The sequence below is a fragment of the Cellulosimicrobium funkei genome, from assembly GCF_001019615.1.
GTDB classification, from domain to species: Bacteria; Actinomycetota; Actinomycetes; order Actinomycetales; family Cellulomonadaceae; genus Cellulosimicrobium; species Cellulosimicrobium cellulans_E.
Genome location: NZ_JNBQ01000010.1, coordinates 1 through 26,369, shown reverse-complemented (window position 1 = coordinate 26,369; position 26,369 = coordinate 1). Strand labels below are relative to the sequence as shown.

The window sequence follows — 26,369 nt, the reverse complement described above, 5'->3', positions numbered from 1 at the left end:
GGGGACGGGTGCGCCCGCGGTGAGCGTTCGTCGGAGGACGCGCGAACGTGATGTCGAACACCTGTGCGAATGTGGGTGGTCGGTCGTACGATGCTGCGGTGAGCAATCGCCTCGTCATCTCCGGTGCCCGCGAGCACAACCTCCGCAACGTCGACCTCGACCTCCCGCGGGACAAGCTCATCGTCTTCACGGGGCTCTCCGGCTCGGGCAAGTCGTCGCTCGCGTTCGACACCATCTTCGCGGAGGGGCAGCGCCGCTACGTCGAGTCGCTGTCCGCGTACGCGCGCCAGTTCCTCGGGCAGATGGACAAGCCCGACGTCGACTTCATCGAGGGCCTGTCGCCCGCGGTGTCGATCGACCAGAAGTCCACGAACCGCAACCCGCGCTCGACCGTCGGCACCATCACCGAGGTCTACGACTACCTGCGCCTGCTCTTCTCGCGCGCCGGCACGCAGCACTGCCCCGTCTGCGGCGAGCGCGTGACCGCGCAGACGCCGCAGCAGATCGTCGACCGGCTCCTCGAGCTGCCGGAGGGCACGCGGTACCAGGTGCTCGCGCCGGTGGTCCGCGGGCGCAAGGGCGAGTACTCCGAGCTCTTCAAGGAGCTCCAGACCAAGGGTTTCGCGCGCGCCCGCGTCGACGGCGAGGTGCGCACGCTCACCGACGTCCCCGCTCTGGAGAAGAAGCTCAAGCACGACATCGAGGTCGTCGTCGACCGCCTCGTGGCGCGCGAGGGCGTGCAGCGCCGGCTCACCGACTCGGTCGAGACCGCGCTCGGCCTGGCGGGCGGTCTCGTCGTCATCGAGCTCGTCGACGCCGACGCCGACGACCCGGCGCGCGAGCGCCGCTTCTCCGAGAAGCGGGCGTGCCCCAACGACCACGAGCTCGCGCTCGACGAGATCGAGCCGCGCACGTTCTCCTTCAACGCGCCCTACGGCGCGTGCCCCGAGTGCACGGGCATCGGCTTCCGCCTCGAGGTCGACCCCGACCTCGTGGTGCCGGACGTCGAGAAGTCGCTGGGCGAGGGCGCGGTCGCGCCGTGGGCCCAGATCTCCTCGGAGTACTTCGAGCGGGTCCTCACGGCGCTCGCGGACGACCTCGGGTTCTCCATGGACACGCCGTGGCGGGCGCTGCCCGAGCGCGCGAAGAAGGCCGTGCTGCACGGGCAGAACCACCAGGTGCACGTGCGGTACAAGAACCGCTGGGGCCGTGAGCGGCAGTACTCGACCGGGTTCGAGGGCGTCATCACGTTCCTCGAGCGCCGGCACACCGAGACCGAGTCGGACTGGTCGAAGGAGAAGTACGAGGCCTTCATGCGCGAGGTCCCGTGCCCCGTGTGCCAGGGTGCTCGTCTCAAGCCCGAGGTCCTCGCGGTCAAGGTGGGCGGCAAGTCCATCTGGGACGTGTGCCGTCTCCCGCTGCGCGAGGCCGCGGCGTTCCTCGGGGCGCTCGAGCTCGGCGCGCGCGAGCGCGCGATCGCGACGGAGGTGCTCAAGGAGATCGACGCGCGGCTCGGCTTCCTGCTCGACGTCGGCCTCGACTACCTCTCGCTCGAGCGCCCCGCCGCGACGCTGTCCGGCGGCGAGGCGCAGCGCATCCGCCTCGCGACGCAGATCGGCTCGGGCCTCGTGGGCGTCCTCTACGTCCTCGACGAGCCGAGCATCGGCCTGCACCAGCGCGACAACCGCCGCCTCATCGAGACGCTCACGCGCCTGCGCGACCTCGGGAACACGCTCATCGTCGTCGAGCACGACGAGGACACCATCCGCACCGCGGACTGGGTGGTCGACATCGGCCCGGGCGCGGGCGAGCACGGCGGTCGCGTCGTGCACTCCGGCGACTACGCGGGCCTGCTCGAGGCGCCGGAGTCCGTCACGGGCGCGTACCTCTCGGGCCGTCGCAGCATCCCGCTCCCGGCGGAGCGCCGCCCGACCGACCCGCGCCGTCAGGTCAAGGTCGTCGGCGCCCGCGAGCACAACCTCACGGGCATCGACGTGAGCTTCCCGCTCGGGACGTTCACCGCCGTGACCGGGGTGTCGGGGTCGGGCAAGTCGACGCTCGTGAACTCGATCCTCTACACGGTCCTCGCCAACGAGCTCAACGGCGCGCGCCAGGTCGCGGGCCGGCACACGCGCGTCACGGGCCTGGACCACCTCGACAAGGTCGTGCACGTCGACCAGGGCCCGATCGGGCGCACGCCGCGGTCGAACCCGGCGACGTACACGGGCGTGTGGGACCACGTGCGCAAGCTCTTCGCGGAGACCACCGAGGCCAAGGTGCGCGGGTACACTCCCGGCCGCTTCTCGTTCAACGTCAAGGGCGGCCGCTGCGAGGCGTGCTCGGGCGACGGCACGCTGAAGATCGAGATGAACTTCCTCCCGGACGTCTACGTGCCGTGCGAGGTGTGCCACGGCGCGCGCTACAACCGCGAGACGCTCGAGGTGCACTTCAAGGGCAAGACCGTGGCCGACGTCCTCGACATGCCGATCGAGGAGGCGTCGGAGTTCTTCGCGGCCGTCCCGGCGATCTCCCGCCACCTCAAGACCCTCGTGGAGGTCGGCCTCGGGTACGTCCGCCTCGGACAGCCCGCGCCGACCCTCTCCGGGGGCGAGGCGCAGCGCGTGAAGCTCGCGAGCGAGCTCCAGAAGCGTTCGACGGGGCGCACGATCTACGTGCTCGACGAGCCGACCACGGGCCTGCACTTCGAGGACATCCGCAAGCTGCTCGGCGTGCTCCAGTCGCTCGTCGACAAGGGCAACAGCGTCCTCGTCATCGAGCACAACCTCGACGTCATCAAGAGCGCCGACTGGGTCGTCGACATGGGGCCGGAGGGCGGCTCGGGGGGCGGCAAGGTCGTCGCGCAGGGCACGCCCGAGCAGGTCGCGCGCGTCGAGGCGAGCCACACCGGCCGCTTCCTCGCGGAGATCCTCGACCAGCACGACCCGGTGCCGGTCGGTGCACCGACGAAGCCCGGCGCCGCGCAGACGCCCGCCGCGAAGGGGGCCAAGGGCCGCTCGGCCAAGGCCCGCCGGGCGACGGACGAGGGCACGACGCGCTCGCGCCGCAAGGCCTCCGCGGCCTAGCCGCGACCCGGCAGGGAAGCCCCGGCACGCCGTCGTCGGGCGACCCCGCGGTGACGCGTCCTCGGACCGTCACCGCGGGCGTCCGCGACCACGGACGGAGCGCTCAGGCTGCCGCCCGCCGCGCGGGCGCCGGCTCCACGAGCACGCGGAAGTTCACCGAGCGCGCGATGAAGCAGTGGTCGTGCGCGCGGCGGTGGAGCGCGGCCAGCGACTCCTCGTCGGTCCCCGGGCCGTCGTCGACCACGACGCGGGGGTGCAGCGTGACGTCCGTGAACTGCCCCTCGCCGCCGGACTCGACGCGCATGGTGCCGGTGACGTCGTCCACGTACTCCCGCACGACCACGCCCGCCGCCGCGGCGAGGTGGAGGAACCACAGCATGTGGCACTGCGAGAGGCTCACGACGAACAGCTCCTCGGGGCTGTAGCGCGTCGGGTCGCCGCGGAACGCCGGGTCCGCGGACCCGGGCAGCGGCGGCCTCCCCTCGAGGAGCACGTCGTGGTCGCGGCCGTAGGCCGTGTACGAGGCGGTGCCCCTGTCGCCCGCGCCCGTCCAGCGGACCGTGGCGGCGTACCCGTGGTGTGCGCTCATGGCCGCCACCCTAGCGGGCGGTGGTGCAGGTCACACCACGTCTTCGCCGGGCCCGCCGCGGCACTCGCACGTCCCCTGCCGCCGCACCGTCGGTGGCCTGACCTAGGCTGGAGAACATGGCTGATCCCGCGACGTACCGCCCGGCGCCGGGGGAGATCCCCACCTCGCCAGGCGTCTACCGGTTCCGCGACGACCACGGGCGCGTGATCTACGTCGGCAAGGCCAAGAACCTGCGCGCGCGCCTGTCGAACTACTTCCAGGACGTCGCGAACCTGCACCACCGCACGCAGACGATGGTGACGACCGCGGCGTCCGTCGAGTGGACCGTCGTCGGCACCGAGGTCGAGGCGCTCGCGCTCGAGTACTCCTGGATCAAGGAGTTCGACCCGCGGTTCAACGTCAAGTACCGCGACGACAAGTCCTATCCCTACCTCGCGGTGACGATGGGGGAGGAGTTCCCCCGCGCCCAGGTCATGCGCGGCGCCAAGCGGCCCGGCACGCGGTACTTCGGCCCCTACGGGCACGCCTGGGCGATCCGCGAGACGCTCGACCTCCTGCTCCGCGTCTTCCCGGTGCGCACGTGCTCGGCGGGCGTTTTCAAGCGGGCCCACCAGACGGGCCGCCCGTGCCTCCTGGGGTACATCGACAAGTGCTCGGCGCCGTGCGTCGGGCGCATCACGCCCGAGGACCACCGGGCGCTCGCCGAGGACTTCTGCGACTTCATGGCGGGCGACACGCAGCGCTTCGTCCGCCGTCTGGAGCGCAAGATGAACGAGGCCGCCGCCGCGATGGAGTACGAGGCCGCGGCGCGCCTGCGCGACGACATCGTGGCTCTCCAGCGCGCGACCGAGAAGAACGCGGTGGTGCTCGGCGACGGCACGGACGCCGACGTCTTCGCGCTCGTCGGCGACGAGCTCGAGGCGGCCGTCCAGGTGTTCCACGTGCGCGGCGGGCGGATCCGCGGCCAGCGCGGCTGGATCGTGGAGAAGGTCGAGGACGTGACCGACGCGGAGCTGGTCGAGCACCTGCTCCAGCAGGTCTACGGTGCGGCCGAGGAGGCCGCGGCGGCCGACCCGGGGACCGGCCAGGGCCGTGCCGGCGCGCGCGACGTCGTCCCGCGCGAGGTGCTCGTCCCCGTCCTGCCGCCGGACACCGAGCAGGTCACGACCTGGCTCTCGGGGCTGCGGGGCGCGCGCGTCGACGTCCGGGTCCCGCAGCGCGGCGACAAGAAGGAGCTCGCCGCGACCGTGCGGGCGAACGCGGAGCACGCGCTCGCCCTGCACCGCACGCGCCGGGCGGGCGACCTCACGACGCGCAGCCAGGCGCTGCGCGAGATCCAGGAGGCGCTCGACCTCGACACCGCCCCGCTGCGGATCGAGTGCTACGACGTCTCGCACAACCAGGGCACGTACCAGGTCGCGTCGATGGTCGTGTTCGAGGACGGCCTCGCGCGCAAGAGCGAGTACCGCCACTTCACCGTGCGCGGGCCCGACGGCGACGGCGCCGCGGACGACACGGCGGCGATGTACGAGGTCATCACGCGCCGGTTCAAGCGCTACCTGTCCGACCGCTCGCGCTCGGGCGAGGTCGAGCTGGACCTCGAGGCCGACGACGTGGCGGCCGGTTCCGACGCTTCGGGCCGCCGCGCGGAGCGGGCCGCGGAGGCTGCGGGGTACGTGCCGCGCAGCGGCGAGGTCGACGCCGACGCCCCCGTGGACAGGCGAGCGAGGTTCGCCTACCCGCCGAACCTCGTCGTGGTCGACGGCGGCCCTCCGCAGGTCGCCGCCGCCGCCCGGGCGCTGGCCGACCTCGGGATCGACGACGTCGCGCTGTGCGGCCTCGCCAAGCGCCTCGAGGAGGTGTGGGTCCCGGGGGACGACTACCCGGTGATCCTCCAGCGTTCGTCGGAGGGCCTCTACCTGCTCCAGCGCGTGCGCGACGAGGCGCACCGGTTCGCCATCGCCCAGCACCGCAGGCAGCGCAGCAAGGGCATGACCGCGTCCGCGCTCGACGACGTCCCGGGCCTCGGTCCGGCGCGGCGCACCGCGCTCCTCAAGCACTTCGGCTCGCTCAAGCGCCTGCGCGCCGCGAGCGTCGAGGAGATCGCGAGCGTGCGGGGCATGGGCGAGCGCACGGCGCGCGCCGTGGTCGCCGCCCTGGGCGGAGCCGCCGAGCCGTCCCCGGGAGCGGCCCCCACGGGGCCGGCGCCCACCGAGGGCGCCACGCGCCCGGAGGGCGTGCCCGAGGTCGCCCGGGACACTCCGGTGGGTGACGGGGCCACGGCCCGGGCGTGAGCGGCTGGCATGCTGGTGCCATGACCTCGGAGCCGACCCCGGACCTCAGCCCGCAGGGGCCGCCCGCCCGCGTGCCGGAGCCCTCGCCGACCACGGTCCCCAGCGGGATCCCCGCGATCGAGGCGGCGACCCACGCCCCGGAGCCGCGCGAGGCCGAGGTGCTCATCATCACGGGCATGTCCGGCGCCGGGCGCACCCGGGCCGCGGCCGTGCTCGAGGACCTCGACTGGTACGTCGTCGACAACCTGCCGCCGCGCATGATCGTCCCGCTCGTGGACCTCATGACGCGGTCGGGCTCGACGCTCGAGCGCATCGCGGCGGTCGTCGACGTGCGCGGCCGCGAGTTCTTCACCGACCTCGTCGAGGTGCTCGACCACCTCCGCCAGAGCGGGGTGTTCTACCGGATCCTGTTCCTCGACGCCTCCGACGAGGTGCTCGTGCGCCGGTACGAGCAGGTCAGGCGCCCGCACCCGCTCCAGGGGGAGGGGCGCATCCTCGACGGCCTGGCCGAGGAGCGACGCCTGCTCGCGAGCCTCGAGGAGCGCTCCGACGTCGTCATCGACACGTCCGAGCTCACGGTGCACGACCTCGCGCGCGAGGTCCGTGCCGCCGTGGCGGACGGGACGCCCGAGACCCTGCGGATCAACGTCGTCTCGTTCGGGTTCAAGTACGGGCTGCCGCTCGACGCCGACCACGTGGTCGACGTGCGGTTCCTCGCGAACCCGTACTGGATCACCGAGCTGCGTCACCTCACCGGGCGGGACGCCCCCGTGCGGGACTACGTGCTCGGGCGCCCCGGCGCGCTCGAGTTCGTCGACCGCTACGTGAACGCGCTCGAGCCGGTCCTGGCCGGCTACCTGGGTGAGGAGAAGCGCTACGTGACGATCGCCGTGGGCTGCACCGGGGGCAAGCACCGTTCCGTCGCGATCAGCGAGGCGATCGCCGCGCGCCTGCGCGCGCAGGGCCAGCGCGTCATCGTCACCGCCCGCGACCTCGGCAAGGAGTGATCGTGGTCGCCCAGCGCAACCCTGCCGTCGTCGCCCTGGGCGGCGGCCACGGCCTGTCCGCGAGCCTGTCCGCGCTGCGCCTCATGTCGGACCGGCTGACCGCCGTCGTGACCGTGGCCGACGACGGCGGGTCGTCCGGGCGCCTGCGCACCGAGCTCGGCGTCCTGCCCCCGGGGGACCTGCGCATGGCGCTCGCGGCCCTGTGCGACGACTCGGAGTGGGGCCGCACGTGGAGCGCGCTCCTGCAGCACCGGTTCACGTCGGAGGGGGACCTCGACAACCACGCGGTGGGCAACCTGCTCATCGTCGCGCTGTGGGAGCTGCTCGACGACCCGGTCGCCGGTCTCGACTGGGTGGGCAAGCTCCTGGGCGCCCGCGGGCGCGTGCTGCCCATGGCGTCGGTGCCCCTCGGGATCGAGGCCGACGTGCGGACCGGGGACCGGCTCGAGACGGTCGTCGGGCAGAGCCACGTCGCGGTGACGCACGGCCGCATCGAGCAGCTGCGACTCGTCCCGGCGGACCCGCCGGCCTGCGCCGAGGCGGTCCGGGCGGTCGAGGACGCGGACTGGGTCGTGCTGGGCCCGGGCTCGTGGTTCTCGTCGGTGATGCCCCACCTGCTCGTGCCCGACCTCGCGCGCGCCCTGCACGAGACCTCCGCGCGGCGCTGCGTGACGCTCAACCTGTCGAGCGAGACGGGGGAGACCTACGGGCTGACGGCGACGGACCACCTCGAGGCGCTGCACAAGCACGCGCCCGGTCTCCGGATCGACGCCGTCGTCGCGGACCCGTCCGCCGTCGAGGACACGGAGCAGCTCGCGGAGGCGTCCGCGCGCATGGGTGCGCGCCTCCTCCTGCGGCAGGTGCGGCGCGGGGACGGCACCCCGCGGCACGACGCGCTGCGCCTGGCGGCGGCGTACCGGGACGTGTTCGACGACTTCCTCGGCGACGTCGGCTCGCCCGCGCGCTGAGCCTGCGGGACGCGGGTCCCGGCGGCCGACGGGCGCCCGGTCCGCCGCCGCGACGCCACGGCATCGATGGCAGGATGTCCCGCATGGCGCTCACGGCACAGGTGAAGGACGAGCTGGCTCGACTGCGGGTGGACAAGACCTCGTGCCGCAAGGCGGAGGTCTCGGCGATGCTCCGGTTCTCGGGCGGGCTGCACCTCATCTCGGGCCGCGTCGTCATCGAGGCCGAGCTCGACACCGCGATCGCGGCGCGCCGCCTGCGCGAGACCATCGCGGACGTCTACGGGCACACGAGCGAGCTGATCGTGGTGTCGGCCGGGGGGCTGCGCAAGAGCAGCCGGTACGTCGTGCGCGTCGTGCGCGACGGCGAGTCGCTGGCCCGCCAGACGGGCCTCCTGGACCAGCGCGGGCGGCCTGTGCGAGGGCTCCCGCCGCAGGTCGTCTCCGGCGGGGTGGAGGAGGCCGAGGCGGCATGGCGCGGCGCGTTCCTGGCGCACGGGTCGCTCACCGAGCCGGGCCGGTCGTCGGCGCTCGAGATCACCTGCCCCGGTCCGGAGGCCGCGCTCGCCCTGGTCGGCGCTGCCCGCCGCCTCGGCGTCTCCGCGAAGTCGCGCGAGGTGCGCGGCGTCGATCGCGTCGTCATCCGGGACGGGGACGCGATCAGCGCGCTCCTCACACGCCTGGGCGCGCACGAGGCGGTCCTGGTCTGGGAGGAGCGACGCGCCCGGCGCGAGGTGCGCGGGACCGCGAACCGGCTGGCGAACTTCGACGACGCGAACCTGCGACGCTCGGCCCGGGCCGCCGTCGCGGCGGGGGCGCGCGTCGAGCGGGCCTTCGAGATCCTCGGCCCGGACCTGCCCGACCACCTGCGCGAGGCCGGCGAGCTCCGGCTCGCCCACAAGCAGGCGTCGCTCGAGGAGCTGGGACAGCTCGCGGACCCGCCGCTGACCAAGGACGCGGTCGCGGGACGCATCCGGCGCCTGCTGTCGACGGCCGACAAGCGCGCGGCCGAGCTCGGCATCCCCGACACCGAGGCGGGCCTGAGCCCGGAGCTGCTCGACCTCTGACCAGCCCGTCCGGGGCGCGCCCGCCACCTGGACGTCATGCACCGACGGGACGATGGTCCCGAACCGTGGGATCCAGGTCACACGCTGGCGTGGTGTTGGTATAGGCTCGGATGCGTCAGGTGACAACGACGTGCTCCTTCGCTGACACCCCTCGTGGGCGTGGGTGGTCCCGGCTGTCGCCGTGACGGTCCACGGGCACGGAGGATGCTGTGCCGGGATCCCGGGCAGCGGGGCACGGGCGCGATCACCACCTGCGTACGACGGCGTACGTGATCGTTCGGCATCAACCGTGTGCGTCGGGACAACCGGCGCGCCCTGAGGAGGGCATTGTGACCATCCGCGTCGGTATCAACGGCTTCGGTCGTATCGGACGGAACTTCTACCGCGCCATCGTCGAGTCGGGCGCCGACATCGAGATCGTGGGCGTCAACGACCTCACGGACAACAAGACGCTCGCGCACCTGCTCAAGTACGACACGGTCCTCGGCCGTTTCCCGCTGAGCGTGGACTTCGACGACGACAACATCATCGTCGACGGCAAGAAGATCCGTGCTCTCGCCGAGCGCGACCCCGCGAACCTCCCCTGGGGCGAGCTGGGTGCCGACATCGTCATCGAGTCGACCGGCTTCTTCACCGACGCGACCAAGGCGAAGGCGCACATCGACGCCGGCGCCAAGAAGGTCATCATCTCGGCCCCGGCCAAGAACGAGGACGCGACGTTCGTCGTCGGCGTGAACTCGGACCAGTACGACCCGGCCGCGCACCACATCATCTCGAACGCGTCGTGCACCACGAACTGCCTCGCCCCGCTGGCGAAGGCGCTCAACGACTCGATCGGCATCGAGCGTGGTCTCATGACCACGATCCACGCCTACACGGGTGACCAGAACCTGCAGGACGGCCCGCACCGCGACCTGCGTCGCGCCCGCGCCGCCGCGCAGAACATCGTCCCGACCTCGACGGGTGCGGCCAAGGCCGTGTCGCTCGTCCTGCCGGAGCTCAAGGGCAAGCTCGACGGCTTCGCGCTGCGCGTGCCGGTCATCACGGGCTCGGCGACGGACCTCACCTTCACCGCCTCGCGCGAGGTCACGGTGGACGAGGTCAACGCCGCGGTGAAGGCCGCGTCGGAGGGCCCCCTCAAGGGCGTCCTGGCCTACGTCGAGGACGAGATCGTCTCGAGCGACATCGTCACGGACCCGCACCAGAGCATCTTCGACTCGAAGCTCACCAAGGTGATCGGCGACCAGGTCAAGGTCGTCTCCTGGTACGACAACGAGTGGGGCTACTCGAACAGCCTCGTCGCGCTGACGCAGCTCGTCGGCGACAAGCTCTGAGCCACCTGCTGACGCAGCACGACCCTGCGTAGCAACCATGCGTCCGCGTGCGCGTCCCGGCACCGCCCGGTGACGCGCACGCGGACGTCCTCATGTGCGGGCCCGGCCGGTCCTCGGCAGGCGCCCCGTACGACGGCGACCGAACCGTAGGAGACCGCATGAAGACCATCGACTCCCTGGGCGACCTGCGCGGCAAGCGCGTCCTCGTCCGCTCCGACTTCAACGTCCCGCTCGACGGGACGACCATCACGGACGACGGCCGCATCCGGGCCGCGCTCCCCACGCTGAAGAAGCTCACCGACGCGGGTGCGAAGGTGATCGTCACCGCGCACCTCGGCCGCCCCAAGGGCGAGCCGGACGCGAAGTACTCGCTCGCCCCCGTGGCCGCACGCCTCGGCGAGCTGCTCGGTGTGCCGGTCCACCTCGCGCAGGACGTCGTCGGCGACTCGGCGCGCGAGACGGTGGCCGCGCTCGCCGACGGCGAGGTCGCGCTGCTGGAGAACATCCGCTTCGACGCGCGCGAGACCTCCAAGGACGACGCGGAGCGCCAGTCGCTCGCGCACGACCTCGCGCAGCTCGCGGACGTGTTCGTCTCCGACGGCTTCGGCGTCGTGCACCGCAAGCAGGCGTCGGTCTACGACGTCGCGCAGGTGCTGCCGTCCGCCGTCGGCGAGCTCGTCCTCAAGGAGGTCGACTCCCTGCGCAAGGCGACGGAGGACCCCGCGCGCCCGTACGCGGTCGTGCTCGGCGGGTCGAAGGTCTCGGACAAGCTCGGCGTCATCGCGAACCTGCTCACCAAGGCGGACCGTCTGCTCATCGGCGGCGGCATGGTGTTCACGTTCCTCGCCGCCAAGGGCTACGGCGTCGGCAAGTCCCTCCTCGAAGAGGACCAGATCGACACCGTCAAGGGCTACCTCGCGGACGCCGAGAAGAACGGCGTCGAGATCGTCCTGCCGACCGACATCGTGGTCGCCGACGCGTTCGCCGCCGACTCGCCGCACGAGGTCGTCGCCGCGGACGCGATCCCGGCCGACAAGATCGGCCTCGACATCGGCCCCGAGTCCGCGCAGCTCTTCGCGAGCAAGATCGTCGACGCGAAGACGGTCGTGTGGAACGGTCCCGCCGGCGTGTTCGAGTTCGAGGCGTTCTCGGGCGGCACGCGTGCCGTGGCCCAGGCGCTCGTCGACGCGACCGCGAACGGCGCGTTCACGATCGTCGGCGGCGGCGACTCGGCCGCCGCGGTCCGCATCCTCGGCTTCGACGAGGCCGGCTTCAGCCACATCTCGACCGGTGGTGGCGCGAGCCTCGAGTTCCTCGAGGGCAAGGACCTCCCGGGGATCTCCGTCCTCGAGGGCTGAGCCCTCCCGAACCATCCTCACGCACCGCCCGCGGCACGCCGTGCCCGCGGGCGGTGCGACCCCCACAGAGAGAAGAAGGACCGTGGCGAACAGCCGTACCCCGCTCATGGCGGGCAACTGGAAGATGAACCTGGACCACCACCAGGCGACGCACACCGTGCAGAAGCTCGCGTGGACCCTCAAGGACGCGAAGCACGACTACGCGGCCGTCGAGGTCGCCGTGCTGCCGCCTTTCACCGACCTCCGGTCGGTGCAGACGCTCGTCGACGCGGACAAGCTCGAGCTCAAGTACGGCGCGCAGGACGTCTCGGCGCACGCCGAGGGCGCGTACACGGGCGAGATCTCCGCGACGATGCTCGCCAAGCTCGGCGTGAGCTACGTCGCGATCGGCCACTCCGAGCGCCGCCAGTACCACGGCGAGACGGACGCGCAGGCCAACGCGAAGATCGTCGCCGCCGTGGGTCAGGGCGTCGCCCCGATCCTGTGCGTGGGCGAGGGCCTGGACGTCCGTAAGGCCGGCGAGCAGATCTCCTACACCCTCGCCCAGGTCGAGGGCGCCCTCGCGGGCATCCCCGCCGCGCAGCTCGCGACGCTCGTCATCGCGTACGAGCCCGTCTGGGCCATCGGCACGGGCGAGGTCGCGACGCCGGAGGACGCGCAGGAGGTCTGCGGTGCCATCCGCGGCGCCCTCGGCGACCTGTACGACGCGGACGTCGCGGACGCGACGCGCATCCTGTACGGCGGCTCGGTGAAGTCGTCCAACGTCGCCGCGATCATGGCCCAGCCCGACGTCGACGGCGCGCTCGTCGGCGGCGCGAGCCTCGACCCCGAGGAGTTCGCGAAGATCGCGCGCTACCAGTCGCACGCGACCGGGGCCTGACCTCCGCGAGACCCTCGCGCCGACGGCCCCGGGAGCGGATCCCGGGGCCGTCGGTCGCTGACGTGAGACGACGGCGGCCGGGGTTGGCCGCAGCGGCCTCCCGTCGCCTACTCTTGTCCCCTGTGCGGCAGGTCACGCCTGCGCACGACAACCGTGCGGTCGCGCTCGACATCGGTCGGGACGGCCCTGAGCCTCAAGGACGTACTCGTGGACGTGCTGCGCATCATCCTCCAGATCCTGCTGGTCCTCACCAGCGGCTTCCTCACCCTGCTCGTGCTCATGCACAAGGGCAAGGGCGGCGGCCTCTCCGACATGTTCGGCGGCGGGATCTCGAGCTCGGTGGGCAGCTCCGGCGTCGCCGAGCGCAACCTCAACCGGATCACCGTGGCGTTCGCCCTCGTCTGGGCTGTCGTCATCGTGCTCCTGGGGCTCCTCCAGAAGGTGAGCTGACCCGCAGGCGTCCCGCACGGGGCGTCGCGGTCGAGCAGGGCTCGAGGAGTCGGCAGGGGGCAGCCGCGCCGGACGGCGCGGTACGGGCAGGATCGAGTGCCGACGACGGCACGGACGGGGGAGAGCACGTGGCAGGTGGTAACGCGATCCGCGGGTCGCGCGTCGGGGCGGGACCGCTCGGGGAGTCCGAGCGCGGCGAGATCGCACCGCGCTTCTGGGTGTCCTACTGGTGCGCGAACGGCCACGAGACGCGGCCCAGCTTCTCCTCGGAGGCGGAGATCGAGGCTCCCGAGACCTGGGACTGCCCGCGGTGCGGGTTCCCGGCCGGGCAGGACCGGGAGAACCCGCCGACCCCGTCGCGCAACGAGCCCTACAAGACGCACCTCGCGTACGTGAAGGAGCGTCGCAGCGACGAGGACGGCGTCGCGATCCTCGACGAGGCGCTCGCCGCCCTGCGGGCCCGTCGCGGTCGCTGACGTTCCGGGCCTGGCGCGGAGGCCGGGCCTCGCACGCGGGTCAGCGCACGCGCGCGAGCACGAACCCGTCGTAGCCCTTGGAGCCCACGGTCTGGACGGCCGTGGCGTCGAGCCGCGGGTCCGCGACGATGCGGTCGACCATCTCCCGGACCCCGAGCACGTTCGGGTCGGTGCTCTCCGCGTCGGCGACGGCGCCGCCACGGACGGTGTTGTCCACGACGACGAGCGTGCCCGGTCGCGAGAGCCGGACCGCCAGGTCGAGGTAGACCGGGTTCGACGGCTTGTCGGCGTCGACGAACACGAGGTCGAACGGCTCGACGCCGTCGTCGACGAGGCGCCGCAGCGTGTTCGCGGCGGGACCGAGCACGACGTCGACGACCCCCGCGAGGCCGGCCTCGGCCAGCGACTCCCGCGCGACCGCGGCGTGGGCCGCGTCGATCTCGCACGTGACGAGCACCCCGTCCGGCGGCAGCGCACGCGCGAGCCAGATCGTCGAGTAGCCGCCGAGCGTGCCGACCTCCAGCACGCGGCGCGCGCCGGTCGCGAGCGCGAGGAGCTGCAGGAGGCGGCCCTGCGCGGGGGAGACCTGGATCTCCGGCAGGCCGGCGGCCCGCGCCCTCGCGCTGGCGGCGGCGAGCACGTCGTCCTCGCCCACGAGCGGGGCGAAGTAGGCGTCGACCGCGTCCCAGGTCGCCGCGGGGTCGCCGTGCTCGCCGCCGGGCGTCATCGGTCGGCGTCCCGCGTGCCCGCCGCCGCGGCGTCGACGAGCCACAGCGTGCGCTCGGTGCCCGTGACCGAGCCCGCCGGGGTCTCGGCCGCGGGGGCCCCGCCGAGCGCCGACGCGACGGCCGGGGCCTTCTCGGCGCCCGCGGCGACGACCCACACCTGACGAGCGCGCGCGATGGCCTCGAAGGTCAGCGTCACGCGCTCCGGCGGGGGCTTGGGCGAACCGTGGACGCCGGCGGTCGGGACGCCCGTCACGTCGAGCCCCGGGTGCCCGGGGAAGAGCGACGCGACGTGGCCGTCGGGTCCCATCCCGAGCAGGAGCACGTCGAACTCGGGCACCTCGGCGCCGTCCGGGGCGTGCTCGGCGAGCGTCGCCGCGTACGCCGCGGCCGACTCCTCGGGGGTCGCCACGGCGTCCGCCGCGGGCATCGGGTGGACGTTCCCGGCCGGGAGCTGGGGCAGGTGGGCGAGCAGCGCGTCGCGCGCCTGCGTCTCGTTGCGGTCCGGGTCCCCGGCGGGCAGGAAGCGCTCGTCGCCCCACCAGAGGTGCACGCCCGACCAGTCGACGGCGTCGCGCGCCGAGTGGCGCTCGAGCGCCGCGAGGCTCGCGATGCCGACGGTGCCGCCGGTCAGCACGACGTGCACGGGGCGGCGCACGGACTGCACGTCGAGCAGGCGCGTCACGAGCCGCGACGCGACCGCCTCGGCGAGGACGTCCGCGTCGGGGTGGACGACCACGAGGCGCCCGTGGGACGCGTGCGCGCCCCCGGGTCGGGCGGCGGTCACGCGCCCACCTTCTGCAGCCCCTTGGTGAGCACCTCGCCGTAGATCTCGTCCGGGTCCAGGCGGCGCAGCTCCTCGATGAGCGCCTCGCTGAGCGTCCGGATGGGCAGCGCGACGCGGCGGTCGGGCTTGCCCGGCTGGCTGATCGTCACGATGCGCCCGTCCGGACGGTCGAGGATGATCGGCCCGCTCTTGCGCTCGAGCGTGACGCGCGTGATCGCCTCGGCCCCACGACGGCGCACGACCTGCGTGGGGCAGCGCAGCCGAGAGCCGAGCCACGCCGCGAGCAGGTCGAGCGAGGTGTGCTTCGCCTGGCCCTCGACGAGGACGCTCGTCACCGGCTCGTACGGCGGCTGGTCGAGCGCGGCGGCGATGAGGCCGCGCCACAGGGTGACGCGCGCCCACGCCAGGTCGGAGTCGCCGGGCCCGTACGTCGTCGCGAGCTGCGCGAGCGTCGCCTCGGGGTCCTTGGACGTGATCGAGTCGGTGATGCGGCGCTGGGCCATCGCCCCGACCGGGTCGTCGTCCGGCGAGGCGGGCGGCTGACCCGGCCACCACACCACGATCGGCGCGTCCGGGAGCAGGAGCGGCATGACGAGCGTGTCCGCGTGCTCGAGCAGGGGGCCCGCGGTCCGCAGCACGACGACCTCGGACGCGCCGGCGTCGCCGCCCACGCGGATCTGGGCGTCGAGGTGCGGGGTCGCGCTCCGGCCGGACGGTGCCACGACGATGACGCGGCACGGGTGCTCGCGGCTCGCGTCGTTCGCCGCCTCGATCGACGTCTCGACGTCGGACTCGCGCGCGATGACGACGAGCGTGAGGACGCGACCGAGCGCGATCGCCCCGCCCTCGTCGCGCAGCCGCACGAGCCGCTTGTTCACGGCGTTGGTCGTCGTGTCGGGCAGGTCGATGATCATCGCGGGGTCCTCGCCGGTCGGAGGGTCGTGCCGCCCTGCGGGGCACGACGGGGTCGGGGGGTCTCTCTCGGGGGCGTCGCGCTCCGCGGGGCCGACGCCGGCACGACGGCCGTCACGGGCGCCGCCACGAACGGCCGTCGCGCGCGAGCATCGCGTCGGCCGACTCCGGCCCCCACGTGCCGGACCGGTACTGGTCGGGCGTGCCCTTGGCCGCCCAGTGCGCGGTGATCGGGTCGAGGATCTTCCACGAGAGCTCGACCTCCTCGCGCGTCGGGAAGAGCGGCGGGTCGCCGAGCAGGACGTCGAGGATGAGACGCTCGTAGGCCTCGGGGGAGGACTCCGTGAACGCGTGCCCGTACCCGAAGTCCATCGTGACGTCGCGGACCTCCATCGCGGTGCCCGGGACCTTCGCGCCGAAGCGCATCGTGACGCCCTCGTCGGGCTGGACGCGGATGACGAGCGCGTTGTTGCCCAGGTCGGAGGCCTGCGACGTCTCGAACGGCAGGTGCGGGGCCTTCTTGAACACGACGGCGACCTCGGTCACGCGGCGCCCGAGGCGCTTGCCGGTGCGCAGGTAGAACGGGACGCCCGCCCAGCGGCGGTTGTCGATGTCCACGCGGATCGCGGCGTAGGTCTCGGTCGTCGAGTCGGCGGGGATCCCGTCCTCGTCGAGGAAGCCGATGACCTCCTCGCCGCCCTGCCACCCGGCGGCGTACTGGCCGCGCGCGGTGTGCTTGGACAGCTCGCGCGGCAGCCGGACGGCCGACAGCGCCTTGATCTTCTCGGCGCGCAGCGACGGGGCGTCGAACGACACGGGCTCCTCCATCGCGACGAGCGCGAGGAGCTGGAGCAGGTGGTTCTGGATGACGTCGCGTGCGGCGCCGATGCCGTCGTAGTAGCCCGCGCGGCCGCCGATGCCGATGTCCTCGGCCATCGTGATCTGCACGTGGTCCACGTAGTTCGCGTTCCAGATCGGCTCGAACATCTGGTTGGCGAACCGCAGCGCGAGGAGGTTCTGGACCGTCTCCTTGCCGAGGTAGTGGTCGATGCGGAAGACCGAGTCGGGCGGGAAGACCTCCGACACGACGGCGTCGAGCTCGCGGGCGCTCTCGAGGTCGTGGCCGAAGGGCTTCTCGATGACGACACGGCGCCAGGCGTCTCCTTCGGAGCGGGAGAGCCCGGAGCGGGAGAGCTGCCGGCACACGACCGGGAACGCGCTCGGCGGCACCGAGAGGTAGAAGGCGTGGTTGCCGCCCGTGCCGCGCTCGGCGTCCAGCGTCTCGACGGTCTCGCGCAGGCGCTCGAAGGCGTCCTCGTCGTCGAACGTGCCCTGCACGAACCGGATCCCCTCGGCGAGCTGCCGCCACGTCGCCTCACGGAACGGCGTGCGCGCGTGCTCCTTGACGGCGTCGTGCACGACCTGCGCGAAGTCCTGGTCCTCCCAGTCCCGGCGCGCGAAGCCCGTGAGCGCGAAGCCCGGGGGGAGCAGGCCGCGGTTGGCCAGGTCGTACACCGCGGGCATGAGCTTCTTGCGGGCGAGGTCGCCCGTGACGCCGAAGATGACGAGCCCGCAGGGGCCCGCGATCCGGGGCAGGCGCAGGTCGAGGGGGTCGCGCAGCGGGTTGTGCTCTGGCGTGATCTTGGCCGGTCTCACCTGGTGGCACCGTTTCGTTTCGAGGAGGGGTCGGGAGGACTGCAGAAGGCTGAGGCGTCTGCGGATGATACGGGCGGCGCGCGTCGTCGCGTCGTCGTTCCCGCAGGTCGGACGCCCGACCGCCGCCCGGCGGTCAGGCGCGCCGGGATCAGGAGGAGGCGATGCGGCGCAGGTTGTCGCGCGTCGTCGCGAGCAGCTCGGTCCAGCTGTCCTCGAACTTGCGCACGCCCTCCTCCTCGAGGCGGTCGGTGACCTCGACGAGCGAGACGCCGAAGGACTCGACCGTCTCGAGCGTGCGGCGGGAGGCGGCGGCCGTGCCGGTGATCGTGTCGCCCGTGACGACGCCGTGGTCGGCGAACGCCTGGAGGGTCGCCTCGGGCATCGTGTTGACGATGCCGTCGGTGACGAGCTCGTCGACGTACATCGTGTCGCGGTACTCGGGGTTCTTCACGCCGGTCGACGCCCAGAGCGGGCGCTGCGGGTGCGCGCCGGACGCGGCGAGCGAGCGCCACCGGTCGGTCTGGCGGAACTCCTCGTAGGCCTCGAACGCGAGGCGCGCGTTGGCGATCGCGGCCTGGCCGCGCAGGTCGAGCGCCTCCGGGGTGCCGACCTTCTCGAGCGCGGCGTCCACCGCGGTGTCCACGCGCGAGACGAAGAACGACGCGACGGAGCCCACCGGCGCGAGGTCGATGCCGTCCGCGCGCGCCTGCTCGAGCCCGATCGCGAACGCCTCCATGACCGCGCGGTAGCGCGCGAGCGAGAAGATGAGCGTCACGTTGACGCTGATGCCCTGCGCGAGGGTGCGGGAGATCGCGTCGAGGCCCGCGACGGTCGCGGGGATCTTGATGTAGACGTTGGGCCGGTCGATGGTGGCCCAGAGGCGCTCGGCCGTGACGACCGTCTTGTCGGCGTCGTGCGCGAGGCGCGGGTCCACCTCGATCGACACGCGCCCGTCGACACCGTCGGTCGCGTCGTACACGGGACGCAGCAGGTCGGCGGCGGCGCGCACGTCGTCCGTCGTGATCCGCTCGACGGCGGCCTCGACCGCCGCGTCGTCCACGCCGGCGGGCGCGAGCTCGGCGAGCTGGGCGTCGTAGGCGTCACCCTTCGAGAGCGCGGCCGCGAAGATCGTGGGGTTCGTCGTGACCCCGACGACCCCGCGCGTGGCGACGAGGTCGGCGAGGTTGCCGGTGCGCAGCCGTTCTCGCGAGAGGTCGTCGAGCCAGATGGACACGCCCGCTCCCGTGAGCTGCTCGATGGGGCCGGGGACGGTGGGGGACTGCGTCATCGGACTTCCTCTCGGTGGTGCTCTCGCTGCGGGCGTGCTCCCGGGCGGTCGCGCACGGCGGCCGGTTCCCGGGGCAGTTCCGAGGTGGGGCCGCGCACGGCCCCACCTCGGAATCTACGAAGGGTCAGCGCTGGTCGCCAGTGCCGCCCTCCGACGGCGTCGGCGCGGCACCCGGGGTGTCGCCACCGCGCGCGGCCGCGATCGACTCGCGCGCCGCCGAGGCGACGGCCTCGGACGTGATGCCGAACTCGCGGTACAGCACCTGGTAGTCGGCCGACGCGCCGTAGTGCTCGAGGCTCACCGAGCGACCCGCGTCGCCGATGAGCTCGCGCCAGCCCTGCGCCACGCCCGCCTCGACGGACACGCGCGCACGGACGGCGGACGGCAGGACCGACTCGCGGTAGGCGTCGTCCTGGCCGTCGAACCACTCACGGCTCGGCAGCGACACGACGCGCGCCTGCACGCCCTCGCCCGCGAGGATCTCGCGCGCCTCGACGGCGAGCTGCACCTCGGAGCCGGTGCCGATGAGGATGACGTCGGGCGTGCCGTCGGTGTCGAGCAGCACGTAGCCGCCGCGGGCGGTGCCCGACGCGTCGGCGTAGCCCTCGGTCCCGCGCGGGAACGTCGGGACGTTCTGGCGCGTGAGGATGATGCCCGCCGGTCGCTCGGTGTTCTCGAGGATCGTGCGCCACGCCCACGACGTCTCGTTGGCGTCGGCCGGACGGACGACGTCGAGGCCCGGGATGGCGCGCAGCGCGGCGAGGTGCTCGACGGGCTGGTGCGTCGGGCCGTCCTCGCCGAGGCCGATCGAGTCGTGCGTCCACACGAACGTCGTCGGGATCTCCATGAGCGCGGCGAGGCGCACCGCGGGGCGCATGTAGTCGCTGAACTGGAGGAACGTGCCGCCGTAGGCGCGCGTGCCGCCGTGCAGGACGATGCCGTTGAGGATCGCGCCCATGGCGTGCTCGCGGATGCCGAAGTGCAGCGTGCGGCCGTACTCGTGGCCCGGGAACTTCTTGGTCGCGTGCTCGACGGGCACGAACGACGGCTCGCCGTCCATGGTCGTGTTGTTCGAGCCGGCGAGGTCGGCGGAGCCGCCCCAGAGCTCGGGGAGCACGTCCTTGAGCGCGGTGAGGACCTTGCCCGACGCGGAGCGCGTCGCGACGGCCTTGCCCGCCTCGAACGTCGGCAGCGCGTCCTCCCAGCCCGCCGGGAGCTCGCGGTTCTCCAGGCGGCCGAGGAGCTCGGCGCCGGACGGGTTCGCGGTCTTCCACGCCGCGAAGGCCGTGTCCCAGGCCGCGCGCGCGTCGCCCTGGCGCTCGCCGACGGCACGCGTGTACGCGAGCACCTCGTCGTCGATCGCGAAGCTCGCCTCAGGGTCGAGGCCGAGCTCGATCTTCAGGCCCCTGATCTCGTCGGCGCCCATGGCCGAGCCGTGGATGCCGCCGGTGTTCTGCTTGGTCGGCGACGGGTAGCCGATGATCGTGCGCAGCGCGATGATCGACGGCTTGCCGGTCTCGGCCTTGGCGGCCTCGATCGCGGCGTGCAGCGCGTCGACGTCCTCGTCGTAGCCTGTGCCCCCGTTGGTCCAGTCGACGCGCTGGGTGTGCCAGCCGTACGCCGCGTAGCGCGCGAGGACGTCCTCGGTGAACGCGATGTCCGTGTCGTCCTCGATGGAGATCTTGTTGTCGTCCCAGATGACGACGAGGTTGCCGAGCTGCTGGTGGCCGGCGAGCGAGGAGGCCTCGCTCGTCACGCCCTCCTGCAGGTCGCCGTCGGACGCGATGACGTAGACGTGGTGGTCGAACGGCGACTCGCCCGGGGCGGTCGACGGGTCCAGCAGGCCGCGCTCGCGGCGGGCCGCGAACGCCATGCCGACGGAGGACGCGAGGCCCTGGCCGAGCGGGCCGGTCGTGATCTCGACGCCGCGGGTGTGCTTGTACTCCGGGTGGCCGGGGGTCTTGGAGCCCCACGTGCGCAGAGCCTCGATGTCCGCCATCTCCAGGCCGTACCCGGCGAGGAAGAGCTGGAGGTAGATCGTGAGCGACGAGTGGCCCGCCGAGAGCACGAACCGGTCGCGGCCGACCCAGTGGTCGTCCGACGGGTCGTGGCGCATGACCTTCTGGAACAGGAGGTAGGCGGCCGGGGCCAGCGAGATCGCGGTGCCGGGGTGGCCGTTGCCCACCTTCTCCACCGCGTCGGCGGCGAGCGCCTTGATCGTCTTGACGGCCCGGTCGTCCAGGTCCGTCCAGTCCAGGGGCGTGTGAGCAGGGGACAACGCGTTCACCGAACCTCATTCCCGTCCGGAGCGCGCGCCCCGGATCCTCGCGACAACTCGAAACAACCGTTGAACATTTCCCGGCCTCACGCCTCAGGGGGCGGGGCGGCCCGGTGCCGGTCACGTCGTCCGCGGGCCACAGGTCCTGACGGGCGGTCCGACGCGGGACGGTTGCAGACCCAGCCTATACGCGGACGCCGTTCGTGCCCGGGCGGTGCCCACGTGCTGGATTTCGGTCGGATGTCACACAATCGCCCGGCCCGTCCGGTCGGCCCCGGCGCAGGCGGGGACGTACGATGAGCGAGGACGACCGGCGGTCCGTCCCAGCTCGCCCCCCACCTCAGAACGGAACACCGAAGCGCGTGCACACCACGAGCCAGGCACCGATCGACGGGACCGGAAGCCCGTCTGGCGCCGCGTCGACCCAGCAGCCGTCCTCGCCGACGAGCCCCGCGACCCCCGTCGCGCCGACGGCCGAGGCGGCCCGCGCCACCCTCGCCCTGCGCGAGCGCGTCGGCGCCTACGTCGCGCTGACCAAGCCGCGCATCATCGAGCTCCTCCTCGTGACCACGGTGCCGACGATGATCCTGGCCCAGGGCGGGCTGCCGGGCATCGGGCTGATCCTGGCGACGCTCGTGGGCGGCACGCTCGCGGCCGCGTCGGCCAACGTCTACAACTGCTACCTCGACCGCGACATCGACGAGGTCATGAACCGCACCAAGCGGCGCCCGCTCGTCACGGGCGAGGTGACGCCGCGGGCCGCGCTCGTGTTCGCGACCGTCCTCGGTGTCGTGTCGCTCGTGTGGTTCGCGCTCCTGGTCAACGTGGTCTCGGCCTGGTTGACGTTCGCCGCGATCGCGATCTACGTCGTCGGCTACACGATGATCCTCAAGCGCCGCACGCCGCAGAACATCGTCTGGGGCGGCATCGCGGGCTGCATGCCGGTGCTCATCGGCTGGTCCGCCGTGACGGGCTCGCTGAGCTGGGCCGCTCTCGCGCTGTTCCTCGTCATCTTCTTCTGGACGCCGCCGCACTACTGGCCGCTGTCCATGAAGTTCAAGCGCGACTACGCCAACGCCGGCGTGCCGATGCTCCCGGTCGTCGCGGACGACCGCAGGGTCGCGCGCGAGATGATCGTCTACGGCGTCGCGATGGTCGCCTCGTCGCTCGCGCTGTGGCCGCTCGCCGGCATGACCTGGGTCTACGGCGTCGTCGCCACCGTGCTCGGGGTCTGGTTCCTGTCCTCGTGCGTGACCATGCTGCGCCGCGCCCGCGACAAGGCGGACGGCAAGGGCGGCAAGGTCGGGGAGATGAAGGTCTTCCACGCCTCGATCACGTACCTCACCCTGCTCTTCGTCGCGGTGGCGGTCGACGTCTTCCTCCCGCTGTGAGCCCGGCCGTGCCGGGAGGGCGGTAGGGCGATGGGGGCCGGCGAGGCGCACGTGCCCGACGCGCTGGACCGCGCCGCGCGCGAGTACCTCGCGCACCTCGCCGTCGAGCGCGGCCTGTCCGCGAACACCGTCGCCGCCTACCGGCGCGACCTCGCGCGCTACGTCGCGTTCCTCGCCGCGCGCGGCAACCACGCCGTGCGCGAGGTCGAGGCGGACGACGTCGCGGCGTACGTCACCGCGCTGCGGACCGGGGCCGACGGCGGGGCGAGCCTCTCGCCGTCGTCCACCGCCCGGTCCGTGGCCGCCGTGCGCGGCTGGCACCGCTTCTGCGCCGCGGAGGGCCTGGCCGACGCCGACGCGTCCGCCGACGTCCGCCCGCCCGCCCAGGGCAAGCGGCTGCCCAAGGCGATCTCGACCGACGAGGTCGCGCGCATCCTCGAGGCGGCGGGCGTCGGCGACGGCGCCGCCCCCCTGCGCGACCGGGCGCTGCTCGAGCTCGTCTACTCGACCGGCGCGCGCATCACCGAGGCCGTGAGCCTCGACGTCGACGACCTCGACCTCGGTACCGGCGCCGTCCGCCTGCTCGGCAAGGGCGGCAAGGAACGCGTGGTGCCCGTCGGGTCGTTCGCACGGCGCGCGCTTGACGCCTACCTGGTGCGGGGCCGCGCGGCGCTCGCCGCGCACGGGCGCGGCACGCCGGCCGTCTTCCTCAACACGCGGGGCGCGCGGCTGTCGCGGCAGAGCGCCTGGGCCGTGCTGCGCACCGCCGCGGAGCGCGCCGGCATCGACCATCCCGAGCGGATCTCGCCGCACACGCTGCGGCACTCGTTCGCGACCCACCTGCTCGCGGGCGGCGCCGACGTGCGCGTCGTCCAGGAGCTCCTGGGGCACGCGTCCGTCACGACGACACAGATCTACACGCTCGTGACCCCGGACACGCTGCGCGAGGTGTACGCCGCCGCCCACCCCCGCGCGCTGGGCTGACGGAGCCGTTCCCGGAGCGACGGGCGGGAACGCGGCGCGCGGGCGCGTGCGCACGAGCGGGGGCGAGGTCCTGCGATACCGTGGCGAGCGTGAGCAGCCAGGCCGAGACCCAGCCCGAGACGCGCGGCGCGCAGAGCTCGCACGGCGACGCCGTCCGTCCGGCCGCCCCCGTGACCTCCTCCGAGCGCGACGTCGCACCTGTCGTCGACCACGCCACGAACGGCGCGAGCCGCGAGACGACCGAGGCGCCCACCGACGTGGTCGGCCGTCCCCTGCCGGAGTTCCCGGTCCCCGCGCCGCTCGCGTCGCACGGTCCTGGGCGCATCATCGCGATGTGCAACCAGAAGGGCGGCGTCGGCAAGACGACGACCACCATCAACCTCGGAGCGACGCTCGCCGAGTACGGCCGCAAGGTCCTGCTCGTCGACTTCGACCCGCAGGGCGCCGCGTCCGTCGGCCTCGGCGTCAACCCGCACGAGCTCGACCGCACGGTCTACAACCTGCTCATGGAGCGGGGCGCGGACATCCACGACGTGCTCGTCCCGACGGAGGTCGAGAACCTCGACCTCCTGCCCGCCAACATCGACCTGTCGGCCGCCGAGGTCCAGCTCGTCGGCGAGGTGGCACGCGAGTCCGTCCTGTCGCGCGTGCTGCGGCCCGTCGTCGACGACTACGACGTCATCCTGGTGGACTGCCAGCCCTCGCTCGGCCTGCTCACCGTCAACGCGCTCACCGCCGCGCACGGCGTGCTCATCCCGCTCGAGTGCGAGTTCTTCGCGCTGCGCGGCGTGGCGCTGCTCGTCGAGACGATCGAGAAGGTGCGCGACCGGCTCAACCCGCGCCTCGAGATCGACGGCATCCTCGCCACGATGTTCGACTCGCGCACGCTGCACTCGCGCGAGGTCGTCGCGCGCGTGCACGAGGCGTTCGGCGACAAGCTGCTCCAGACCGTCATCGGGCGCACCGTGAAGTTCCCCGACGCGTCCGTCGCGGCCGAGCCCATCACCGTCTACGCGCCGACGCACCCCGGCGCCGTCGCCTACCGGCAGCTCGCCCGGGAGCTGGTCGCCCGTGGCGACGCCGCCTGACGCGCCGACCGAGTCACCGCCCGGCTCGACCTCGCCGGCACGGAGCGGCTTCGAGGTCCGCCTCGACAACTTCAGCGGCCCGTTCGACCTGCTGCTGTCCCTCATCACCAAGCACAAGCTCGACATCACCGAGGTCGCGCTCGCGCGCGTGACGGACGACTTCATCGCCTACATCCGCGACGCCGAGCGTGCGGCCGCCGCCGCGCGCGCCGCGGGGGAGGACCACCCCGGGTGGGACCTCGGGACCGCGAGCGAGTTCCTCGTCGTCGCCGCGACGCTGCTCGACCTCAAGGCCGCGCGGCTGCTGCCCACGGGCAGCGTCGAGGACGACGAGGACCTCGCGCTGCTCGAGGCGCGCGACCTGCTGTTCGCGCGCCTCCTGCAGTACCGCGCGTACAAGGACGTGTCGGGCGTCCTCGCGGAGCGGTTCGAGAGCGCGGGCCGCCGCTTCCCGCGCGTCGTGCAGCTCGAGCCTCACCTCGCCGCGCTGCTGCCCGAGCTCGTGTGGACCATGGGGCCCGACCAGCTCGCCGCGCTCGCGGCCCGGGCGCTCGCGCCCAAGGCGCCTCCGCCCGGCGTCTCGCTCGACCACCTGCACGCTCCCGCGGTGAGCGTGCGCGAGCAGGCGGGCATCGTCGTCGACCGCGTCCGCAGCCACGGCACGACGACGTTCCGCGCCCTCGTCGCGGACGCGGGGGAGACCGCCGTGGTCGTCGCCCGGTTCCTCGCCCTGCTCGAGCTCTTCCGCCAGGCACTCGTCGCGTTCGACCAGGTGACGCCGCTCGGCGAGCTCACCGTGCGGTGGTCGGGCGACGACGCGCCCGAGCCGGCGCTGGCCGACGTCGGCAGCGAGTTCGACGAGGGCGACGTCGCGCCCGTCGACGCCCCCGAACCCATCACCCAGGAGGTCCCCGCGTGACGCAGCCCGACGGCGCCCCCGCCCTCGACGAGGTCCTCGCGCCGGCCGTGCACGACCTTCCCGGCGGGCTGCCGGCGGCGCTCGAGGCCGTGCTCATGGTCGCCGACGAGCCGATCCCCGTCCTCGAGCTCGCGACGGCGCTCGCGGTCCCGGTCGACGACGTGCTGAGCACGCTGCACGACCTCGCCGCCGAGTACCGCGGCGACGACGGCGGGCGACCCCGCGGGTTCGAGCTGCGCGAGGCGGGCGGCGGCTGGCGCGTCTACTCGGCACCGGCGCACGCCGAGGTCGTGGGACGGTTCGTGCAGGGCGGCCAGACGGCGCGGCTCACGCAGGCGGCGTTGGAGACTCTGGCCGTGATCGCGTACCGTCAACCGGTCAGCCGCGGCCAGGTGTCGGCGGTGCGAGGGGTCAACGTGGACGGCGTGGTGCGCACTCTCGTGGCGCGCGGGCTCGTGGCCGAGGTCGGTCAGGACCCGCACACCGGCGCCGGCCTGTTCGGCACCACGGGCTACTTCCTCGAGCGCATGGGCTTCACGTCGCTCGACGAGCTGCCCCCGCTCGCGCCGCACCTGCCGGACATGGACGACCTCGAGGGCCTGGACGGGCTCGCCGACCTGCGCGGACCCGCGCGGGCCGCCGCCGTCGCGCCCGGGACGGACCTCTCCGACGGCGCGGCTGACGACGGGGACGACGCACCGGCGTCGGCCCCGACGCCGCACGACGTGGCGGACGACGCCACGCAGGACACGACGGACGAAGGACACGCATGAGCTCGAAGGACGGACGGCCAGCCCGGTGACGGGGGGCGGCGGGCGGCTCCCCGCCGCGACGGGGC

General features: G+C 73.3%; 22 protein-coding genes. 15 read left to right on the top strand and 7 right to left on the bottom strand.

Annotated elements, in window-relative coordinates:
• Window positions 1-98: 98 nt before the first annotated feature.
• A complete protein-coding gene (uvrA, locus tag FB00_RS10255) occupies window positions 99-3,083 on the top strand; it encodes an excinuclease ABC subunit UvrA (protein WP_197088791.1) in 2,985 nt (994 codons plus the stop codon).
• 103 nt (window positions 3,084-3,186) lie between these two features.
• Here the strand turns inward: uvrA and FB00_RS10250 are convergent, their stop codons facing one another.
• Window positions 3,187-3,672, bottom strand: a complete 486-nt coding sequence (locus FB00_RS10250) for an OsmC family protein (RefSeq protein ID WP_047232826.1) — start codon at window positions 3,670-3,672, stop codon at window positions 3,187-3,189.
• Window positions 3,673-3,788: 116 nt separating this feature from the next.
• On the opposite strand from FB00_RS10250, the gene uvrC reads away from it, so the two are divergent.
• The 9 genes from uvrC to FB00_RS10205 all read left to right on the top strand — a co-directional run bounded on the left by uvrC (window position 3,789) and on the right by FB00_RS10205 (window position 13,503).
• Window positions 3,789-5,966, top strand: coding sequence for an excinuclease ABC subunit UvrC (gene uvrC / locus FB00_RS10245; RefSeq protein WP_047232825.1), 2,178 nt, complete (start codon window positions 3,789-3,791; stop codon window positions 5,964-5,966).
• A gap of 20 nt (window positions 5,967-5,986) precedes the next feature.
• Window positions 5,987-6,973 carry an RNase adapter RapZ gene (gene rapZ, locus FB00_RS10240; RefSeq protein ID WP_047232824.1) on the top strand — a complete coding sequence of 329 codons (987 nt, stop codon included), beginning with the start codon at window positions 5,987-5,989 and terminating at the stop codon, window positions 6,971-6,973.
• Between the two features lie 2 nt (window positions 6,974-6,975).
• Complete coding sequence (locus FB00_RS10235) at window positions 6,976-7,941, top strand: gluconeogenesis factor YvcK family protein (protein ID WP_047232823.1); 966 nt, start codon at window positions 6,976-6,978, stop codon at window positions 7,939-7,941.
• Between the two features lie 83 nt (window positions 7,942-8,024).
• Entirely contained in the window at window positions 8,025-9,005 is a 981-nt protein-coding gene (gene whiA / locus FB00_RS10230; protein ID WP_047232822.1) for a DNA-binding protein WhiA, read from the top strand.
• Between the two features lie 329 nt (window positions 9,006-9,334).
• Window positions 9,335-10,339 (top strand): type I glyceraldehyde-3-phosphate dehydrogenase, encoded by a 1,005-nt coding sequence (gene gap / locus FB00_RS10225; RefSeq protein ID WP_047232821.1) that lies wholly within the window; start codon window positions 9,335-9,337, stop codon window positions 10,337-10,339.
• A 158-nt stretch (window positions 10,340-10,497) separates the two neighbouring features.
• Window positions 10,498-11,697, top strand: a complete 1,200-nt coding sequence (locus FB00_RS10220) for a phosphoglycerate kinase (RefSeq protein ID WP_047232869.1) — start codon at window positions 10,498-10,500, stop codon at window positions 11,695-11,697.
• A gap of 82 nt (window positions 11,698-11,779) precedes the next feature.
• Window positions 11,780-12,577 (top strand): triose-phosphate isomerase, encoded by a 798-nt coding sequence (gene tpiA / locus FB00_RS10215; RefSeq protein WP_082141201.1) that lies wholly within the window; start codon window positions 11,780-11,782, stop codon window positions 12,575-12,577.
• A gap of 207 nt (window positions 12,578-12,784) precedes the next feature.
• Window positions 12,785-13,027 (top strand): preprotein translocase subunit SecG, encoded by a 243-nt coding sequence (secG, locus tag FB00_RS10210; protein WP_047232868.1) that lies wholly within the window; start codon window positions 12,785-12,787, stop codon window positions 13,025-13,027.
• Window positions 13,028-13,155: 128 nt separating this feature from the next.
• Window positions 13,156-13,503 (top strand): RNA polymerase-binding protein RbpA, encoded by a 348-nt coding sequence (locus FB00_RS10205; protein ID WP_047232819.1) that lies wholly within the window; start codon window positions 13,156-13,158, stop codon window positions 13,501-13,503.
• Window positions 13,504-13,543: 40 nt separating this feature from the next.
• On the opposite strand, the gene FB00_RS10200 is transcribed toward FB00_RS10205, so the two are convergent.
• From FB00_RS10200 to tkt, 6 genes are all read right to left on the bottom strand, one after another.
• The gene (locus tag FB00_RS10200; RefSeq protein WP_047232818.1) at window positions 13,544-14,230 is read right to left on the bottom strand and encodes an O-methyltransferase; all 687 of its coding nucleotides are present in this window, start codon (window positions 14,228-14,230) and stop codon (window positions 13,544-13,546) included.
• Window positions 14,227-15,015 (bottom strand): 6-phosphogluconolactonase, encoded by a 789-nt coding sequence (gene pgl / locus FB00_RS10195; RefSeq protein ID WP_047232817.1) that lies wholly within the window; start codon window positions 15,013-15,015, stop codon window positions 14,227-14,229. Before pgl ends, FB00_RS10200 begins: the two co-directional genes overlap by 4 nt.
• Window positions 15,012-15,929 (bottom strand): glucose-6-phosphate dehydrogenase assembly protein OpcA, encoded by a 918-nt coding sequence (opcA, locus tag FB00_RS10190; protein WP_047232816.1) that lies wholly within the window; start codon window positions 15,927-15,929, stop codon window positions 15,012-15,014. The genes pgl and opcA overlap by 4 nt, the downstream gene beginning before the upstream one ends.
• 112 nt (window positions 15,930-16,041) lie before the next feature.
• A complete protein-coding gene (zwf, locus tag FB00_RS10185) occupies window positions 16,042-17,583 on the bottom strand; it encodes a glucose-6-phosphate dehydrogenase (protein ID WP_047232815.1) in 1,542 nt (513 codons plus the stop codon).
• A 148-nt stretch (window positions 17,584-17,731) separates the two neighbouring features.
• Window positions 17,732-18,871 (bottom strand): transaldolase, encoded by a 1,140-nt coding sequence (gene tal / locus FB00_RS10180; protein WP_047232814.1) that lies wholly within the window; start codon window positions 18,869-18,871, stop codon window positions 17,732-17,734.
• 124 nt (window positions 18,872-18,995) lie between these two features.
• Window positions 18,996-21,158, bottom strand: coding sequence for a transketolase (gene tkt, locus FB00_RS10175; RefSeq protein WP_047232813.1), 2,163 nt, complete (start codon window positions 21,156-21,158; stop codon window positions 18,996-18,998).
• A gap of 353 nt (window positions 21,159-21,511) precedes the next feature.
• Between tkt and FB00_RS10170 the strand changes: the two genes are divergently transcribed.
• The 5 genes from FB00_RS10170 to scpB all read left to right on the top strand — a co-directional run bounded on the left by FB00_RS10170 (window position 21,512) and on the right by scpB (window position 26,304).
• Window positions 21,512-22,540, top strand: a complete 1,029-nt coding sequence (locus FB00_RS10170; RefSeq protein WP_260665997.1) for a heme o synthase — start codon at window positions 21,512-21,514, stop codon at window positions 22,538-22,540.
• A gap of 30 nt (window positions 22,541-22,570) precedes the next feature.
• Entirely contained in the window at window positions 22,571-23,524 is a 954-nt protein-coding gene (xerD, locus tag FB00_RS10165; RefSeq protein ID WP_047232812.1) for a site-specific tyrosine recombinase XerD, read from the top strand.
• Between the two features lie 257 nt (window positions 23,525-23,781).
• Window positions 23,782-24,612 (top strand): ParA family protein, encoded by an 831-nt coding sequence (locus tag FB00_RS10160; protein WP_231581801.1) that lies wholly within the window; start codon window positions 23,782-23,784, stop codon window positions 24,610-24,612.
• Window positions 24,596-25,531 (top strand): segregation and condensation protein A, encoded by a 936-nt coding sequence (locus FB00_RS10155; RefSeq protein ID WP_047232811.1) that lies wholly within the window; start codon window positions 24,596-24,598, stop codon window positions 25,529-25,531. Before FB00_RS10160 ends, FB00_RS10155 begins: the two co-directional genes overlap by 17 nt.
• Window positions 25,528-26,304, top strand: a complete 777-nt coding sequence (gene scpB, locus FB00_RS10150) for an SMC-Scp complex subunit ScpB (RefSeq protein WP_082141200.1) — start codon at window positions 25,528-25,530, stop codon at window positions 26,302-26,304. Before FB00_RS10155 ends, scpB begins: the two co-directional genes overlap by 4 nt.
• Window positions 26,305-26,369: the final 65 nt, after the last annotated feature.

Excerpts from the sequence above, each read along its gene's own strand:
- uvrC (WP_047232825.1), top strand. The coding sequence starts at position 3,789 with ATGGCTGATCCCGCGACGTACCGCCCGGCGCCGGGGGAGATCCCCACC.
- rapZ (WP_047232824.1), top strand. The coding sequence starts at position 5,987 with ATGACCTCGGAGCCGACCCCGGACCTCAGCCCGCAGGGGCCGCCCGCC.
- opcA (WP_047232816.1), bottom strand. The coding sequence starts at position 15,929 with ATGATCATCGACCTGCCCGACACGACGACCAACGCCGTGAACAAGCGG.
- tal (WP_047232814.1), bottom strand. The coding sequence starts at position 18,871 with ATGACGCAGTCCCCCACCGTCCCCGGCCCCATCGAGCAGCTCACGGGA.
- xerD (WP_047232812.1), top strand. The coding sequence starts at position 22,571 with ATGGGGGCCGGCGAGGCGCACGTGCCCGACGCGCTGGACCGCGCCGCG.
- FB00_RS10220 (WP_047232869.1), top strand. The coding sequence starts at position 10,498 with ATGAAGACCATCGACTCCCTGGGCGACCTGCGCGGCAAGCGCGTCCTC.
- FB00_RS10200 (WP_047232818.1), bottom strand. The coding sequence starts at position 14,230 with ATGACGCCCGGCGGCGAGCACGGCGACCCCGCGGCGACCTGGGACGCG.
- whiA (WP_047232822.1), top strand. The coding sequence starts at position 8,025 with ATGGCGCTCACGGCACAGGTGAAGGACGAGCTGGCTCGACTGCGGGTG.
- FB00_RS10250 (WP_047232826.1), bottom strand. The coding sequence starts at position 3,672 with ATGAGCGCACACCACGGGTACGCCGCCACGGTCCGCTGGACGGGCGCG.